Annotated in this window: 13 protein-coding genes; 8 read left to right on the top strand and 5 right to left on the bottom strand. The window is 56.1% G+C overall.

From position 1 onward, the window contains the following. Positions 1-33 precede the first annotated feature (33 nt). Both LG297_RS01240 and LG297_RS01235 read left to right on the top strand, forming a co-directional pair. Positions 34-1218, top strand: coding sequence for an NAD(P)/FAD-dependent oxidoreductase (locus LG297_RS01240; RefSeq protein ID WP_404424333.1), 1185 nt, complete (start codon positions 34-36; stop codon positions 1216-1218). A gap of 120 nt (positions 1219-1338) precedes the next feature. Then, a complete protein-coding gene (locus LG297_RS01235; protein WP_062953175.1) occupies positions 1339-1521 on the top strand; it encodes a PLD nuclease N-terminal domain-containing protein in 183 nt (60 codons plus the stop codon). A gap of 59 nt (positions 1522-1580) precedes the next feature. On the opposite strand, the gene LG297_RS01230 is transcribed toward LG297_RS01235, so the two are convergent. Then, positions 1581-3404 (bottom strand): TRAP transporter permease, encoded by a 1824-nt coding sequence (locus LG297_RS01230; RefSeq protein ID WP_404424331.1) that lies wholly within the window; start codon positions 3402-3404, stop codon positions 1581-1583. A 21-nt stretch (positions 3405-3425) separates the two neighbouring features. Beyond that, positions 3426-4388 (bottom strand): TAXI family TRAP transporter solute-binding subunit, encoded by a 963-nt coding sequence (locus LG297_RS01225; protein ID WP_404424329.1) that lies wholly within the window; start codon positions 4386-4388, stop codon positions 3426-3428. 446 nt (positions 4389-4834) lie between these two features. Between LG297_RS01225 and LG297_RS01220 the strand changes: the two genes are divergently transcribed. Together LG297_RS01220 and LG297_RS01215 are read left to right on the top strand one after the other, a co-directional pair. Beyond that, positions 4835-6223, top strand: coding sequence for an MFS transporter (locus tag LG297_RS01220; protein ID WP_063093613.1), 1389 nt, complete (start codon positions 4835-4837; stop codon positions 6221-6223). A 206-nt stretch (positions 6224-6429) separates the two neighbouring features. Beyond that, complete coding sequence (locus LG297_RS01215; protein ID WP_404424327.1) at positions 6430-8622, top strand: malate synthase G; 2193 nt, start codon at positions 6430-6432, stop codon at positions 8620-8622. Positions 8623-8714: 92 nt separating this feature from the next. Here LG297_RS01215 and map read toward each other — a convergent pair whose 3' ends face one another. Both map and LG297_RS01205 read right to left on the bottom strand, forming a co-directional pair. Beyond that, entirely contained in the window at positions 8715-9464 is a 750-nt protein-coding gene (gene map, locus LG297_RS01210; RefSeq protein ID WP_404424325.1) for a type I methionyl aminopeptidase, read from the bottom strand. Between the two features lie 64 nt (positions 9465-9528). Beyond that, the gene (locus LG297_RS01205) at positions 9529-11196 is read right to left on the bottom strand and encodes a diguanylate cyclase domain-containing protein (protein WP_404426921.1); all 1668 of its coding nucleotides are present in this window, start codon (positions 11194-11196) and stop codon (positions 9529-9531) included. A gap of 272 nt (positions 11197-11468) precedes the next feature. On the opposite strand from LG297_RS01205, the gene LG297_RS01200 reads away from it, so the two are divergent. Both LG297_RS01200 and LG297_RS01195 read left to right on the top strand, forming a co-directional pair. Continuing rightward, positions 11469-12104 carry a trimeric intracellular cation channel family protein gene (locus LG297_RS01200; protein WP_404424323.1) on the top strand — a complete coding sequence of 212 codons (636 nt, stop codon included), beginning with the start codon at positions 11469-11471 and terminating at the stop codon, positions 12102-12104. 75 nt (positions 12105-12179) lie between these two features. Next, positions 12180-14399, top strand: coding sequence for a tetratricopeptide repeat protein (locus LG297_RS01195; protein WP_404424321.1), 2220 nt, complete (start codon positions 12180-12182; stop codon positions 14397-14399). Between the two features lie 17 nt (positions 14400-14416). Here LG297_RS01195 and phnF read toward each other — a convergent pair whose 3' ends face one another. Then, positions 14417-15130, bottom strand: a complete 714-nt coding sequence (phnF, locus tag LG297_RS01190; protein ID WP_404424319.1) for a phosphonate metabolism transcriptional regulator PhnF — start codon at positions 15128-15130, stop codon at positions 14417-14419. Between the two features lie 132 nt (positions 15131-15262). On the opposite strand from phnF, the gene phnG reads away from it, so the two are divergent. Together phnG and phnH are read left to right on the top strand one after the other, a co-directional pair. Beyond that, the gene (gene phnG / locus LG297_RS01185) at positions 15263-15751 is read left to right on the top strand and encodes a phosphonate C-P lyase system protein PhnG (RefSeq protein WP_404424317.1); all 489 of its coding nucleotides are present in this window, start codon (positions 15263-15265) and stop codon (positions 15749-15751) included. Then, entirely contained in the window at positions 15748-16356 is a 609-nt protein-coding gene (gene phnH / locus LG297_RS01180) for a phosphonate C-P lyase system protein PhnH (RefSeq protein ID WP_404424315.1), read from the top strand. The genes phnG and phnH overlap by 4 nt, the downstream gene beginning before the upstream one ends. Position 16357: the final 1 nt, after the last annotated feature.

Genomic DNA, 16357 nt, shown 5'->3' with positions numbered 1-16357 from the left:
CAGGTCGTTTTCCCCGAAAGATTGGCCTGCTGCGTGAAGAAGATTGATGTCCTTGTGATTGGTGCCGGTGCCGCCGGCCTTATGTGTGCAATCGAAGCCGGAAAGCGCGGCCGTTCGGTTGTGATCGTCGATCATTCCGCAAAACCGGCTGAAAAAATCCGGATTTCGGGCGGCGGGCGCTGCAACTTCACCAATCTGCATACCAGCCCGGAAAACTTCATTTCGCAAAACAGGCGTTTCTGCGTTTCGGCACTCAAACGTTACACCCAGTTTGATTTCATCGATCTGGTGAACCGTTATGATATCGCCTGGCATGAAAAGACGCTGGGCCAGCTTTTCTGCGACGAATCCTCGTTCCAGATCATCGACATGCTGCTGGATGAATGCGACGCCGCCAATGTCGAACTGCGCCTGAACACCGAAATCAGCAACATCATCCGCCGCGATGATGCCGGGTTCGATGTCACCACACGCACCGGCGCACAATGGACATGTCAGTCACTTGTCGTGGCCTGTGGCGGCCTGTCCATTCCCAAAATCGGCGCGACCGGCTTTGGCTATCAGATTGCCCGTCAGTTTGGCATCGACATCGTTCCGACCAGAGCCGCCCTTGTCCCCCTGACCTTCGATCCGGACATGCGGGCCGATCTGGGGCAACTTTCGGGCATTTCGGTCGATGCGATTGTACAATGCAACAAGAAACAGTTCCGCGAAGGATTGCTGTTCACCCACCGTGGGCTAAGTGGCCCTTCGATCCTGCAGATTTCATCCTATTGGGATGAGGGTGACGCCATCACGGTCAACCTGAACCCCGAAGAAGACGCCTTTGATCTTCTGAAATCGGCCAAGGCCGAAAGCCCGAAACAGGCCGTGCATAATGTGCTCTCGCGCATTCTGCCAAATCGTCTGGCCCAGATGATCACCGCCCGCCACGGTCTTGATCGCCCGATTGGCGAAACCGGTGACAAGGCACTGCGTCTGCTTGCAACCGATGTCAATCAATGGTCGGTCATGCCGCAAGGATCAGAAGGTTATCGCGCCGCCGAGGTCACCCTGGGCGGGGTCGATACCAATGCGCTTTCGTCGAAAACCATGGAATGTCGCGATGTCCCCGGCCTTTATTTCATCGGTGAAGTCGTCGATGTTACCGGCCATCTTGGCGGCTTCAATTTCCAGTGGGCCTGGTCATCGGGATGGTCCGCCGGACAAGTCGTCTAGGTAACTTCGCCGTTTGGTCGTAAAATGCCACGCGGGAACAACTTGCCTTGCCAATCGTTTGATTTTCAACAACAGCCGACAGCCTTCCTGTCTGCTGACACAGAAAAATGAGGTTGGGTTATGGAATATGGTGGAATTCTCGGACTGATCATTCTGATTGCCGATATCTGGGCCATCATCAATGTCATGGGCAGCGGTGCAAGCACCGGCTCGAAAATCATCTGGACGATCCTGATCCTCGTCCTGCCGGTTATTGGCCTGATCATATGGTTCTTTGCCGGACCGCGCAGTGGCCGGGTTTAAAAACGTATCCTGATATTTAATCTTTGACGGGCCGACACAAAATGTCGGCCCGTTTTTCGTTATATGCCGACAACAAAAATCGCAAGCAACCCAACCGCGACAAGCCCGGCGCGAACCGCAATATGGCGCGGTGAAATAATGCCATATGAAATTGCCGTCAGACCAATCGCAACCTTAAGCGCCGCCGCAATTGCCCAAAGCGGATTGGCCGCAAGATCAATCAGTGACCCGTTCGCGATCATCGCAAGCGGCACGATATAAAGCCCAATCCCCAGCGCCATGGCCGTTCCGGCAACCTTGAGCCAGTTTTCCTCGACCATGCCTGCGGCGATGAACACCGCCCCGCAAACCGGTGGGGTAATCGTCGATAACAGGGCAAACCAGAACACGAACAGATGCGCCTGCAACGGATCAAGGCCAAGTTCGGTCAATGCTGGCCCCGCCACCGAAACGCAGATCACATAAGCCGCCGTCGTCGGCACCTCCATGCCCAGAATAAGACAGGCAATTGCCGTCAGAAGCAAAGCAGGCCACAACATGCCACCCGATCCCGACAACAGCAGCGACGTGATTTTCACGCCAAGCCCGGTCAATCCAAGCACGCCAATCACAATTGATGCGCACAGAATGATGGCGGCAATCATCGAAACCTGCCACCCGGCGCTCAGGCAAACCTCGGTAAATCTTTCACCGGTCCGTTTCAGGTTGAATTGCAGATTGCCATCAAAAAACAGCAACGCCGCACCGGCAATCATCGCAAGGCAGGCGGCATATTGCGGCGTATAGCCACCGCCAAACATGCCCCACAGCAATATGGCAAACGGCACCAGGAAGAATGCCGACGTCACAATCACCGCACGGGTATCGGGCCGATCCTTTTCCGGCACACCGGGCAAGTCATAGCGAAGTGCAAAGGCGTTAATACCCACCCAGACCGCCAGAAAATAAAGGATCGCGGGTAAAATGGCGGCAACCATGATCTCGACATAGGGCCGCCCGGTCAGCTCGACCATGACAAAGGCCCCCGCCCCCATCAATGGCGGCATGATCTGCCCGCCGGAAGACGCCACCGCCTCGACCGCAGCGGCAAGTTTTTTGGGATAGCCAAGCCGGGTCATGGCCGGAAGGGTGATCGCCCCCGTTGATGCCACATTGGCCGATGCCGAGCCGGAAATAGAGCCAAACAACGCCGATGAAATCACCGAAACCTTGGCCGCCCCACCGCGCAGCCGCCCGGCGGCCGCACCGGCAACATTCATGAAACCCTGCCCGGCTTCGCCGCCATTCAGGATCGCGCCAAAGATGACAAAGATCGCAACGATGCTGACCGAAACCCCGGTCAGGCTTCCCCAAAGGCCGCCTTCGGCAATGGTCAGCGTACCCAGCATGCTTTCAATCGGAAGCCCGCCATGGCCGAATTCACCGGGAATATATTCGCCAAAGAACCCATAAAGCAGCGCAATCGCCGCCACACTCGGCAAAGGCCATCCGATGGCGCGCCGTGCCATTTCAAGAACAATGCCCAGCAGGACAAATGATATGGCAATTTGCAGATTCCCTACCAGGAACCCGTATTGATCACCCAGCATGCCGTGATTGAACGCCACCCACAAACACGCCGCAAGCCCGATCACGGTCAGGATCAGACCGCTGATTTTCTGCCACGGTGTTTTGGCAACAAACACCAATGCCCAAGGCAGCGCCAAAGCCATATGCAACGGCCGACTGACCAGATTGGGAACCAGCCCCGAAAAAATCAGCCAGAGATGAAAAAAGATGGATACCGCGCCAAGCGCAATCCAGAAAGGGCGGGAAACAGCAGACATCGTAATCCTGATACGTCCGATAAAGAACGGCCCGGCTGTGGCGGCCGGGCCTGTCATCACATTATTGCCAATCGGCCATCAATTCTGATCGTCGCGAACCGGGAAACCGGCTTCGGCGTAAAAACGAAGCGCGCCGGGGTGAATTTTACCCTTGATATTGGCCAGCATTTCCTGGGTCACACCTTTCCACCAAGACGCGTTCGAACTCATGGCAGATTTCTGATCCCAATAGGTTTTGGTCAACTGATAGGCGGTTTCATCATCCATCTCGGTCGTGGCATAGGCAACAACCGACAGGGAAGCCGTGCGGATATCGTCTTCCTGACCGTTATAGGTCCCGGCCGGGATTACCGTCAGATCGCGCTTGGTCATCGCAAGCTGCTCATCGGAAAGCGACAGGATGTTGACATCCGTTCCCGCCGCAGCCTCGATCACATTGGGCGCAGGCCATGAACCGGCCGTGACAAAACCGTCAATCTGACCGTTTTTAAGGGCGGCCACCGCGTTGGACAGCTCCGCTTCTGACAACGTGACCTTATCTTTAAGCCCGAACAGATCGAGGTATTTTTCACCCTCATTCGCGCCAAACGATCCTTTGCCAAGCAAAATGGTCTTGCCCGCAAGTCCGGCAAAGTCGGTCACACCGGCATCGGCACGCATCACGAAATGCATGGTCAGCGACGGGATCGGGAACAGGGCCCGGACTTCATTGAATTTTTCGGTCGGACGCCCTTCAAACGCCCCCTTGCCTGCCTGCGCAAGGCCCACCAGTGCGGGCGGGCTTGTGAAAAGATAATTGCCCGGGCGAACCGATGCTTCCATCACGTTCTGGACCGATCCCTGGCTTTCCTCGACCGTGACGATGATTTCGCCGTCCGTGCCGGTCTTGATCGCTTCTGCGAACTGGGCTGCCATCTGATAATAGGATGACGCCGCCTTGGCCGATTTGAAAGTGACGCGGGTTTCTGCCTGGGCGGCACTTACGGCCGACAGGACAACAATACCGGTCGCGATTGCGCCGATTGTACGAAGAATGTTCAAGGTTTCCTCCCCTTGCAGAACCCGGGCACCGGTCGGTTTGCAAATACCGAACTTGGGTGCGGATCGGGCCAATAGTGGCGATCAACGCAAAAATCCGTCTTTACGGCAACGGATTTTGGCAAATTGCTTCCAATTCCAAGTCATAGAGCGCATCAAAGGGCCGAAGGTCAAGCTGGTTATTCGCTCAGCCCACCCTTTACCGGTTTCAACCTTATCGCACTTTTAACATGGCAGTTGCGCAAAACCGGTACTGTTCGCGGCAGGGCTTCGACTTTAATTCAATGCTTGAAATTCTGCGGAACATCTTATGCGCCGTAACGTTCGATCCGTCACATGTCCCGCAAGGCTGACAAGACCTTTCAGAACAGCACCTTGTAAAGATTGACAGGGTTCCCGACCTTCGCGCAGGGTAGACCCTGCTGCGGCTTTACCACCAGAGGATAGCAATGCCCCGTTCGCCGGTCGCACTGATCATCGCATTATCTGCGACATTGTTTGCAGCCTTCACCCTCAATACCGGGGCATCGCTGCAATCCTCGCTGCTGGCGTTGCGCGCCTCGTCGGAGGGATTTGCCCCGATCTATACCGGTATCATCATGGCATCCTATTATGCCGGGTTTATCGGCGGGATCATCTGGGGCGCGGGACTTGTCAACCGTGTGGGGCATATCCGGACCTTTGCCGCACTGGCATCGACCGGATCGGCGATTACGCTTTTGCATGCCGTGTTTGTGGATCCGATTACCTGGTCGCTGTTTCGTGCCATGACGGGCCTGTGCATTTCGGCCCTGTATCTGGTGATTGAAAGCTGGCTCAACGAACAGGTCGACAATACATCGCGCGGCGGCATGATTGCCGCCTACATGACCGTGTCGCTGGCCGGTCTTGCCATCGGGCAGCTGTTGCTGAACGTGTCACCGATTGGCAGTTTCGAACTTTTTACCGTGGCATCGGTCCTTTTGTCGCTGTCTCTGGTGCCGATTGCACTCACCCGGCAGCCCCCGCCCGCCGCGGTCAGTGGCGCACGCATGAAATTCCGTCAGCTATACGCCATTTCGCCGCTCGGCTTTGTCGCCGCCGCCGGCAGTGGCGTTCTGTCCGGTGCGATTTATGGCGTCGGTCCGATCTTTGCCTCCGACCTTGGACTGGCAACCAATGAGGTCGCCAACTTCATGGCCTTCGTCATTCTGGGCGGCATGATCATGCAGTGGCCGATTGGCCGCCTGTCCGACATTGTCCCGCGCCAGTATGTCATGATCGCCGTGCTGATCGGGCTTGCCATCTGCGGGCTGTTCCCGCTTGTCGCGCCGGAAGTTGTGCGCGCCAATCTGACTGTCTGGGGCGCGATCATCGGCATTTTCATCATGCCGGTTTATGGCCTGTCGGTCGCCTATGTGAATGACTATCTCGAACCCGATCAGATCGTTTCCGCATCTGGTGGCCTCTTGATCATTTATGGCGGGTCTGCTGCCACCGGGCCGATCATCGGGTCGCTTGCCATTGGTCATTTTGGTCCATGGGGCATGCCGGTTCTGTTTGCGATTGTCGGCGTGCTGGTGGCAAGCTTTGCCATCTATCGTGCAGGTTTCGGTCGCCGCATCACGATCGAGGAGCAGGGCCAGTTTGTCGCCGTGCCGCGCACCACGCCCATGGCACTTGAAATGTCGCCCATCACCGATGACATCGTCGAGGAAGAAGACGGAAGTGCCTCACATGCCGCCGACCGACCGGACGATATCGGCCATCCCGCGACAGATGACACCCCTGATCAGGCGGGCTCAGCCCCGGATCAAGACCCAAATCAGGGCCCGGATCAAAACAGACACAACCCTTAACACCCCGTCTTTGGGCAAAATATAGCGGCATATAACTGCAATAATCACCCGGCGGGCGTCGGTATCGTTTCCACAATACGGAAAACATCCCACGAAAGTGAAACCGGCTGTGGACCCTGCCCGCTTCCAGCCCATATGTTGTGACAAAGATATGCATCGGTCACATCGGGCCGTTGCAAAAGACTTCAAGCCTGTCGAGAGGAAACATGACCCAACGTATCACCAAAGGCGGCCTTCAGATCGCAACCGTTCTGCATGATCTGGTTGCCAACGAAATCACCCCGGGCACCGGTGTCTCCTCCGACCAGTTCTGGGCATCGTTCGAAAAGCTCGTGAACGAACTTGGCCCACGGAACCGTTCGCTGCTGGCAAAGCGCGACGAGTTGCAGGCCAAAATCGACGAATGGCACCTGTCTCGGCAAGATCAGGCCCGCGACCCGCTGGCCTACAAGGAATTCCTCAAGGAAATCGGCTATCTTCTGCCCGAAGGCGACGATTTCTATATTTCGACCACCAATGTTGACCCGGAAATCGCCCGCGTCGCCGGCCCGCAGCTGGTCGTGCCGGTGATGAATGCGCGCTATGCCCTTAATGCCGCCAATGCCCGCTGGGGCAGCCTTTATGACGCGCTTTATGGCACCGATGTCATTGACGATGCCGACGGCAAGGAAAAGACCGCTGGCTTTAATCCCAAGCGCGGGGCAGCCGTCGTTGCCTATGCGGCAAAATTCCTTGATCAGGCCGTGCCGCTTGCCAATGGCAAACATGCCGATGTCGCCAAATACGAAGTCCGCGAAGACGGGTCTGGCTGGTGGACATTGGTGGTGCCCCTGTCAGACGGCAGCGAAACATCGCTGGCACAGCCATCGCAATTCATCGGCTACAACGAAAAAGACGGCGCGCTTTCCGAAGTCCTGCTGCGCAATCATGGCCTGCATCTGGAAATCCGCATTGATCCCACGCACCCGATTGGCAAAACCCATGCGGCCGGTGTCTGCGATGTGATCATGGAATCCGCCCTGACCACCATTCAGGATTGCGAGGATTCGGTTGCCGCCGTTGATGCCGAAGACAAGGTTGCGGTGTATCGCAACTGGCTTGGCCTGATGAAAGGCACGCTGGAAGAAAGCTTTGAAAAGGGCGGCAAAACCGTTACCCGCCGCCTCAACCCGGATCGTTCCTATCAGGGGTTTGATGGCCACAATGTTGTCCTGCCGGGGCGCAGCCTGATGCTGGTGCGCAATGTTGGCCACCTGATGACAAGCGACGCGGTGCTGGATGCCAATGGCAACGAAGTCCCCGAAGGCTTCCTTGATGCGATGTTTACCAGCCTGATCGCCAAACACGATATTGACGGCAACAGCAGCGTCTCGAACTCGCGCCATGGCAGTGTCTATATCGTGAAGCCGAAAATGCACGGCCCCGAAGAAGTCGCCCTGACCAATGATCTGTTTGCCTTTGTCGAACGTGAAATCGGCCTGCCGGAAAATACCCTTAAGGTCGGCATCATGGACGAGGAACGCCGCACGACGGTGAACCTCAAGGAATGCATCCGTGCTGCCCAGGACCGTGTAGTTTTCATCAATACCGGGTTCCTTGACCGCACCGGCGATGAAATCCACACCAGCATGGAAGCAGGCCCGGTCGTTCGCAAGGAAGCAATGAAAGACCAGTACTGGATTTCGGCCTATGAAAACTGGAATGTCGATGTCGGCCTTGAATGCGGCATGAAGGGCATCGCCCAGATTGGCAAGGGCATGTGGGCCAAACCCGATCGCATGGCCGAAATGATGACCGCCAAAATCGGCCATCCCAAAGCCGGGGCCAACTGCGCATGGGTTCCATCCCCCACTGCGGCCACCCTGCATGCCATGCATTATCATCAGATCGATGTCCGTGCCGTTCAGGACGAAGTCGGTAAACGCGAACGCGCCAGCCTCGATGATATCCTCTCGATCCCGCGCCTTGGCGACATCAACCCGATGCCAAGCGAAATCCAGGAAGAACTTGATAACAACGCCCAAGGCATTCTTGGCTATGTTGTCCGCTGGATCGATGCCGGGGTTGGCTGCTCCAAAGTGCCCGATATCAACAATGTCGGCCTGATGGAAGACCGCGCCACATTGCGCATTTCCAGCCAGCATATCGCCAACTGGCTCCATCACGGGCTTTGCACCAGGGATCAGGTGATGGAAACCATGAAACGCATGGCCGCCGTCGTCGACAAACAGAACGAAGGCGACCCGGAATATCGCAACATGGCACCGAACTTTGATGACAGTGTTGCCTTTGCCGCCGCCTGTGATCTGGTGTTCAAGGGCCGCGAACAGCCAAACGGCTATACCGAGCCGGTCCTGCATGCGCGTCGCCGCGAAGCCAAGGCAAAATACGGCGCATAACCGCCATCAATACCGCACTAAAAAGGCCGCCCGACATGTTCCGGGCGGCCTTTTTCATATCCATCATGCAGCGCAATATAAACCGGTCGGGTTTATCCGGCCAATGTCATGATTTCATAGCCATTCTGGGTTACCACCAGCGTATGTTCGTACTGCACGGTCGGTGCGCCGGTATCGGCATAGAGCGTCCAGCCATCATCCCCGTCAAGCGCCCAATTCGACCCCCGCGACAGGAACGGTTCGATGGTGATGACCTGACCTTTTTTCAGCGACCGGCGTTCGCGCGGATCATCCCATGTCGGGATGGTTTCCGGGGCTTCGTGCAATGATTTGCCGATCCCGTGACTGGCCAGATTTTTAATCAGGCTGTAGCCGCCTTTTCGGGCAAAGTTTTCGATCCGAAGGCCGATTTCGCGGATCGGGGCCTTGTCGCGCACGACCTTGATCCCGGCCCACATTGCCTTTTTGCCATCCGCACACAGCTTTTCGATTTCCGGGCGCGGCGTTCCGACGACAAAGCTGGCACCGGTATCGGAAAAATAACCATTCAGCGACGCCGACACATCGATATTCACAAGATCGCCATCCGCCAGAACCCGGTCACCGGGAATGCCGTGCGCGACTTCTTCATTCACACTGATGCAGGTCGCACCGGGAAAATCATATTCGCTTTCGGGCGCGGAAACCGCCCCGGCATCCTCAAGGACCTTGCGGCCAATGGCATCAAGTTCGGCCGTCGTGATCCCGACAACGGCAGCAGCACCCATAACATCACGGGCACGCGCGCAAATACGCCCGATGCGGCGCAGGTGTTCAAGTTCAGTTTCAGATGAAATCGTCATGAGTTGCTTAATGCGCAGCAATCGATCCCAAGTCAAGTCATTGGAACCATCATCACTTTGGATGTCAGATACCCGACCCGGAATTATGTTCGCTATGTTCATCGCCATAAATCACATAGCAATGCTTGCCCTTGCTCTTGGCGACATACAACGCCTGATCAGCCTGTTGCAAAAGTTCGTCTGGCCGGGTTGCGTGATCGGGATACACGGCAATGCCAATGCTGATATTGATCGTCACCCGGTTTCCACCGGTAATAAACGGCATAAGAACATCGTTCAGGATTCTCTCGGCCAGGACACGGACTTCCGGGATGCCGCCTTCCCCCAGATGCGATACAATTGCCATCTCGTCGCCGCCGGTACGGGCAACCAGATCCCCACCGCGTATACAACGGCGCAACCTGCGCGCCACTTCACACAAAACTTCGTCGCCTGCGGCATGGCCCAGCCGGTCATTGACCTGTTTGAAATCATCAAGATCAAGAACAAGAACGCCAATCTGGCTGCGTTGGCGATTGGCCTGTGCCACCGCATGCTCGAAATAGACATCAAGCGCCAGACGGTTGCCAAGCCCGGTTAACGGATCATGATGCGCAATATGCTTCATCTCGCCCAGCGCCGTATCCTTTTCCGTCAGCTTGGTCACCAGACTGCGCAAACTGTTTGACAGAATATTGATTTCGCGCGCGCCTGCAACGTCCGGCAGGCTTTTGATTTCACCGCGTTTAAGCTGCCCCGCAGCATTGGCCATTTTTACCAGCGGACCCACAATAAACCCGGACCCCCACCACGCGATCAGGCTGAACAGCAGCGCAAGACCAAGACCAACGGCAAGGATATCCTCGCGCAATTCGTTAACCGGCGTCAGTGCGGCCTCTATCGGCTGACGCACCAGAACCGACCAGCCAAGCCCTCCATAATCCAGATGCCCTTCCGCCGGGGCAAAGCCGGTCAGGTATTCCTCACCATCCGGCCATCTGGCGATTTCCCAACCAATATGCGATTGCCAGGTTTCCCGGTGCACATCAAGTTCAAGCTTTTGCCCGGTCATGTCAAAATCCGGCGCCAGCAGGATCGTACCATCCGCACTGATGACAAAAATATCGACATTGCGATGCAAACCCTGCCCGGCAAACAGGTTGCGGCGCACACTATCGGCCCATTCCCAACTCAGATGCGTTGCCAGAACACCATTCAGATCTCCCGCATCATTGAGCAACGGAACGGCAATATCGACAAACTGGATCGGCTCGCCAGTCGGGCTCGGGAATTTTTCAGCCAGCAGTTTGGCATCATGGACATCGCCGATAAACATCCCCTTGCTGCCGAACTGGTACACCGGGCGTGCCGAGATATTGCTGCCCACAAGGATATCACCGGTCGCTGCCACCACGTTGCCCGTGGCATCAAGAACCCCGATCCATGTAAAGATCGGCAACTCACGCTGCAACCGGTTGATCAACGCGCTGACCTGATCGATATCATCAAGATTGCGAAGGGTACGCAGGGTGCTGAGAACCGCAACTTCTCCGCGGTGGGTCCACATCGTGCGGTCAAGTGCATCCGCCATTTGCAAGGCAACGTCGGACACGCCGGTTCCGATCTGTTTTGTCAGATCTTCGGCTGACCTTGTACCCACGACATAGCTCATGACGCCTGCCAAAGCCGCGACAAGCATCGCAGTGGCCAGCGCGATCTGGATGCGAATACCCACCCGCGAAAGGCTTTTCACAGTCAATCCTCACACTTCCCTTCGGGCAGCACGTTTTTGGCTGCCCGGTTTATATGCCGTCATTCTCAAGGATGCGGCTTGTCGAGCGCAGCATATAAGACCGCGTATGCGGCTTTTTAAGACCATCGAAGGAAAACATTTTCCATGTTCATCTTCTGTTTGGCATGATGGTTTCCAACATACTGAAAAATCGACGGTTCCAAAGTTCTTTTACGCCAGACACAAAGCCGACCATGCCTGATTCTGAACCGAAACAGTGATGAAACGATATTATGGACATTACGCAAATCATCTACTGGCTTGAACTGACCGGTGTTGCGGTTTTTGCCGTCACCGGCGCACTCGAAGCATCCCGTCGTCAGATGGATATTGTCGGCTTCGTGCTGATCGCGACCTTCACCGGCATTGGCGGGGGCACGGTACGCGACGTAATTACCGGTGCCACACCGGTTTTCTGGATCAGGGATCCGGCCTGGGTGATTACCTGTATCGGCAGTGCGGTCTTTACCTATTTCACCGCCCATCTGGTCGAACGCCGTTATGTCGCACTGATCTGGCTTGATGCACTTGGCCTTGCGATGTTTGGCGTTACCGGTGCGGCCATTGGCCTTAACCTTGGCGTTTCGCCGCTTGTTGCGGTCATCCTTGGCACCATCACGGCAACATTTGGCGGCATGGTCCGTGATGTGGTCTGTAACGAAATTCCGCTGATCCTGCGCCCGGAAATCTATATCACCTGTGCGCTTCTGGGGGCGTCGATTTATGTCGTCGGTACTGATATCCTGACCTTGCCCCGCGCACCCGTCGCCCTGATTGCATTTCTGTGCGCTTTCGCACTGCGCGCCAGCGCCATACGGTTTAAACTGGGCTTCCCGGTCTATAAGGCACGTCCGGGTCGGGAATATTAACGCCATACAAACGCTTGCCGCGCCACAATACGGCAAGGATCAGCATGAAACTCACTTCGGGGGAACGGGGCGACGATGGCAAAGGGTAACGGCACAGGCAATGTGACACTGGAACAGGTTTTGCAGATGGGGCTGAACCATCAGCGTGCCGGGCGCATTTCCGATGCGATCATTCTTTACCAGAAAATCCTGAAAATGATCCCCAACCAGCCCGAAGCCCTGCATCTGATGGGCCTTTGCCACCATCAGAAGGGCAACTATCGCAAAGCCATCGAATTGATGCGCAAATCGTTAAAGGGTGCTGCCGACAATCCGGTGGTGCATAACAATCTCGCCGTTTCGCTGGCAGCAGTAAACGATCCCAAAGCGGCCGAAGAACATTATCGCACGTCGATCCGGATCAATCCGTCCTATACGGAGGCGCACAGCAACCTTGCAGCCCTTCTGGCTAACCGGCAAAACTTTGCCGAGGCAATTGAACATTACAAGATTGCCCTGAAACACAACCCCACCCATTTCGCAGCACACAAGGGGTTGGGAAATGCGCTGTCGAGGCAAAGCAAACCGACCGAAGCTCTCAATCACTATAAGGCTGCATTGCAGCTTAATCCCCGTGATGCAGATTTGCAGACCGACACCGGGATTGCCCTGAAACTCCTTGGCCGGGTAGAGGATGCCATCCGGCATCACACAAATGCGCGAAGGCTCGACAAAGGCGAAAACCGGCATTTCTTTTCATTTGCCAATACGCTGGAGGGCTGCAACCTCAAATCGGGCAATCAGGAGCTTGAAGAGACTCTTCTGGACATGCTCGCCTCGGACGAGATCACACCGGGCGGACTTGCTGTACCCGTGATGTCGATACTGATGCTCAAGGATGAGTTTCGGGCGATTATCGAGCGCTACGAAGACCGGCAAAAACGTCCTGACCGGGTTGACCCCGATGACCTTGAACGTTTGAATGCCGAACCTCTTTTCCTGCGACTGTTAAATATTGTGCCATTTTCCAATGCACAATTCGAATTTGCCCTGACGGCCATCCGGCGGGCGTTGCTGCTTGATCCGCCCGCAAAACTTGCCGATCACCTGCCATTTCTCGCAACACTGGCGGCACAATGCTTTAACAATGAATATGTCTATATCCTGGATCAGGATGAACGGGCTGCGCTGACAAAACGCGAGCAGGCCATCAAAGACAATCTGGCCGCAGGTAAAAATCCCGCGCCGGAAGAAGTTGCTGTTCTGTGCTGCTATCGCGCACTGATCGACTATGACTGGGCCACGGATCTTGAAACGGACACATGGCCCGACGAAATGCGCGATGTCATCCGTCGCCAGCGTGACGAACCGCTGCAGGAACGCGAACTGCGCGAAAAAATCCCCAACCTGACCGGTATCGACGACAAGGTTTCGCAGATTGTCCGCGCCCAATACGAGGAAAACCCGTATCCGCGCTGGATTCACGCCGGGATCAGCAAAAATGGTCGCCCGGTTGGCGACTTGCTGCGCAGCAATCCGTTGCTGATGGATCTGGGGGACTACGTAACACCGAAAAAGCCGGAAATTCTTGTTGCCGGTTGCGGCACCGGACAACACAGCCTGCATACCGCGACCCGGTTTGCCGACGTGCGTGTGCTCGCCGTGGATCTAAGCCTTGCCAGCCTTGCTTATGCGCAACGCCAAACCGAAAATCTTGGCATTCGCAATATCGAATTCGGTCAGGCCGATATCCTGCAACTGGAAAACATGGACAGGACATTCGATGTTGTCGAATGTTCGGGCGTGCTCCATCACATGGATGACCCGATGGCAGGCTGGCGCGTTCTGGAACGTATTTTACGACCCGGCGGGCTCATGCGCATCGGCCTTTACAGCGAACTGGCACGTCAGGATATCGTGGCTGCGCGGGACTATATCGCACAAAAGGGCTATGGCTCGGGTGCGGACGACATCCGGCAATGCCGACAGGATATTCTAACAGGCGAAGAAGAACTTGCCTTCAAGCCGGGTATTCGCTCGGATTTCTATAGCCTGAGTGCCTGTCGCGATCTGATATTCCATGTGCAGGAGCATCGTTTTACCCTGCTGCAAATCCGGGAATGCCTTGATGAGCTGGGTCTGGAATTCATCGATTTTGAACTACGCCCGCAACATCATTTCACCGCCAAACGCACCGAAATCAATAGCAAGTTCAAGGGCAATGAACGCCTTGTTCCGTGGAACAAATTCGAACACGAATTCCCCAACACCTTTACCAACATGTATCAGTTCTGGTGCCGCAAACCAAAAACCTGACCAAAAATCTGAACAGACTATTCAACAATCAACTGTACCCGGTCGCTGGAAAAGGCGGTAATCCCGTATTCAATCGGCACACCGGCAGAATCGACATCGACACTTTCCGTCGATATCACCGGCCGGTTTTTCGCCTGTTTCAAAAGGCTTGCGACACGTGATGATGGCAACTGGGCACTGATGCGGGTGGTTTTGCGGCTGTAATCGTCAATCCCGAAATGCTTGAACGCCTCGGTCAGGGATTTTGTCTGGATGAATATCTCGACAATCCCCTCGAACCGCGCAACCGGAAGGTAGCTGGTCGCGACTGCCAGCGGGACACCATCCGCCTCCGACACCGAAAACAGTTCCACAACCCGCGTGCCCGGCTTGACATCAAGGAACTGGGCGATGGTCGCGCTGGCTTTCAGGATTTCTGACGAAATCAGCCGTTTGTCGGGTAAACGATGGCGGCCCGATACGATCTGGGAAAACCGCGTTTTGGCACCAAGCGGATAATCCAGAATCTGTTCCTGAACAAACGCCCCCCGCCCCTGTTCGACACGTACGACATTGGCATCGACAAGGGCTGACATCGCACGTCGCACCGTATGCCGGTTAACACCGAATCGGCGGACCAGTTCCATCTCGGTCGGCATTTTATCGCCGGGTGCGAACTCCCCGCTGGCAATATCGGCAAGAAGCTGTTTTTCGATTTGCTTCCAGATAGATAGCCCGGCTTCCCAATCCATCGAAATCCCCATTCACAAAACTTTCACCGCAAGGCCTTTGCCAAGCGGGCGTAATCGTCTTATAACGTGAATATGTATAGACGTCTAGACAAATTTTGAATTTGTCGATACCCGCATAGAAGGATCAGACAGATGACGGCGCACCCCGCCCCGCAATCCGGATCAGACCAGGGATCGAACATCGATCCCGCCACACAGGCCCGCCAACGCTGGATGGCGGTGCTGGCCCGCACGGACCGCGCAACCCTTGAACAGGAATGGCAGGACCATTTTGCCGATGTGCAATGGCGTCACCTGCGCGAACCGCAAATCGGCATGGTCATGGTGCGCGGTCGTGCCGGTGGGGCCGGGCAACGCTTCAACCTTGGCGAAATGACCGTCACGCGCTGTGCCATCACCCTGTCCGACGGCACGGTCGGCCATGCCTATGTCAAGGGGCGCGACCGGATACAGGCGCAATATGCCGCCCTGTTTGATGCGATCATGCAGCGCGACGACGCCGCATCCGATTTCATCGACATGCTGGCCCGCAAGCAGGCCGAGGCAAAACGCGAAGCCGCCCGCAAGGTTGCTGCCACCAAGGTCGATTTCTTTACCCTGGTCCGAGGAGAAGACGAATGATCCCGCAACCCCGGACCCCCGAATTGCTGCGCGGCTTTGAAAATGCTGCCTTTGATTCCAATGCCGTGTTCCGCACCATTCTCGATGCCATGGCCCACCCCGGTCGCATTTACGATCTGCCGCTTGATCTCCCCGCACCGGCCGGGCTGAACAAATCCGCAACCGCGTTCCTGTTGGCGATGGCCGATATGGATACGACAATCTGGCTCTCCCCCGATTGCGCATCGAATGCTGCCGATGCCCATCTCAAATTCCATTGCGGCAGCCCGATCACCGGAACACCATCCTCTGCCGATTTTGCCGTCGCCCGTCTTGATGGGGATCTCGCCTTCATCACGGATCTGGCGCTTGGCAATGCGGAATACCCTGATCAGTCGGCAACCCTGATCCTGATGGTCGAAGACATATCGGACAAGGCCGACATGATCCTGCGCGGCCCCGGCATCAAGGACAGCCAGAACCTTTCCGTACCCGGCCTGCCCGCTGCCTTCCACGCATGGCGCGCGGAAAACCATCATCTGTTCCCCTGCGGTGTCGATGTCCTCTTTGCCGCAGATCGCAAAATCGCCGCCCTTCCGCGCACCACCCGGATCGAGGTCAGCTAAA

Origin of the sequence: Thalassospira australica, from assembly GCF_044790785.1 — a bacterium.
GTDB classification, from domain to species: Bacteria; Pseudomonadota; Alphaproteobacteria; order Rhodospirillales; family Thalassospiraceae; genus Thalassospira; species Thalassospira australica_A.
The sequence above is the reverse complement of the archived record's forward strand: the minus strand, read 5'-3'. Positions and strand labels throughout refer to the sequence as shown.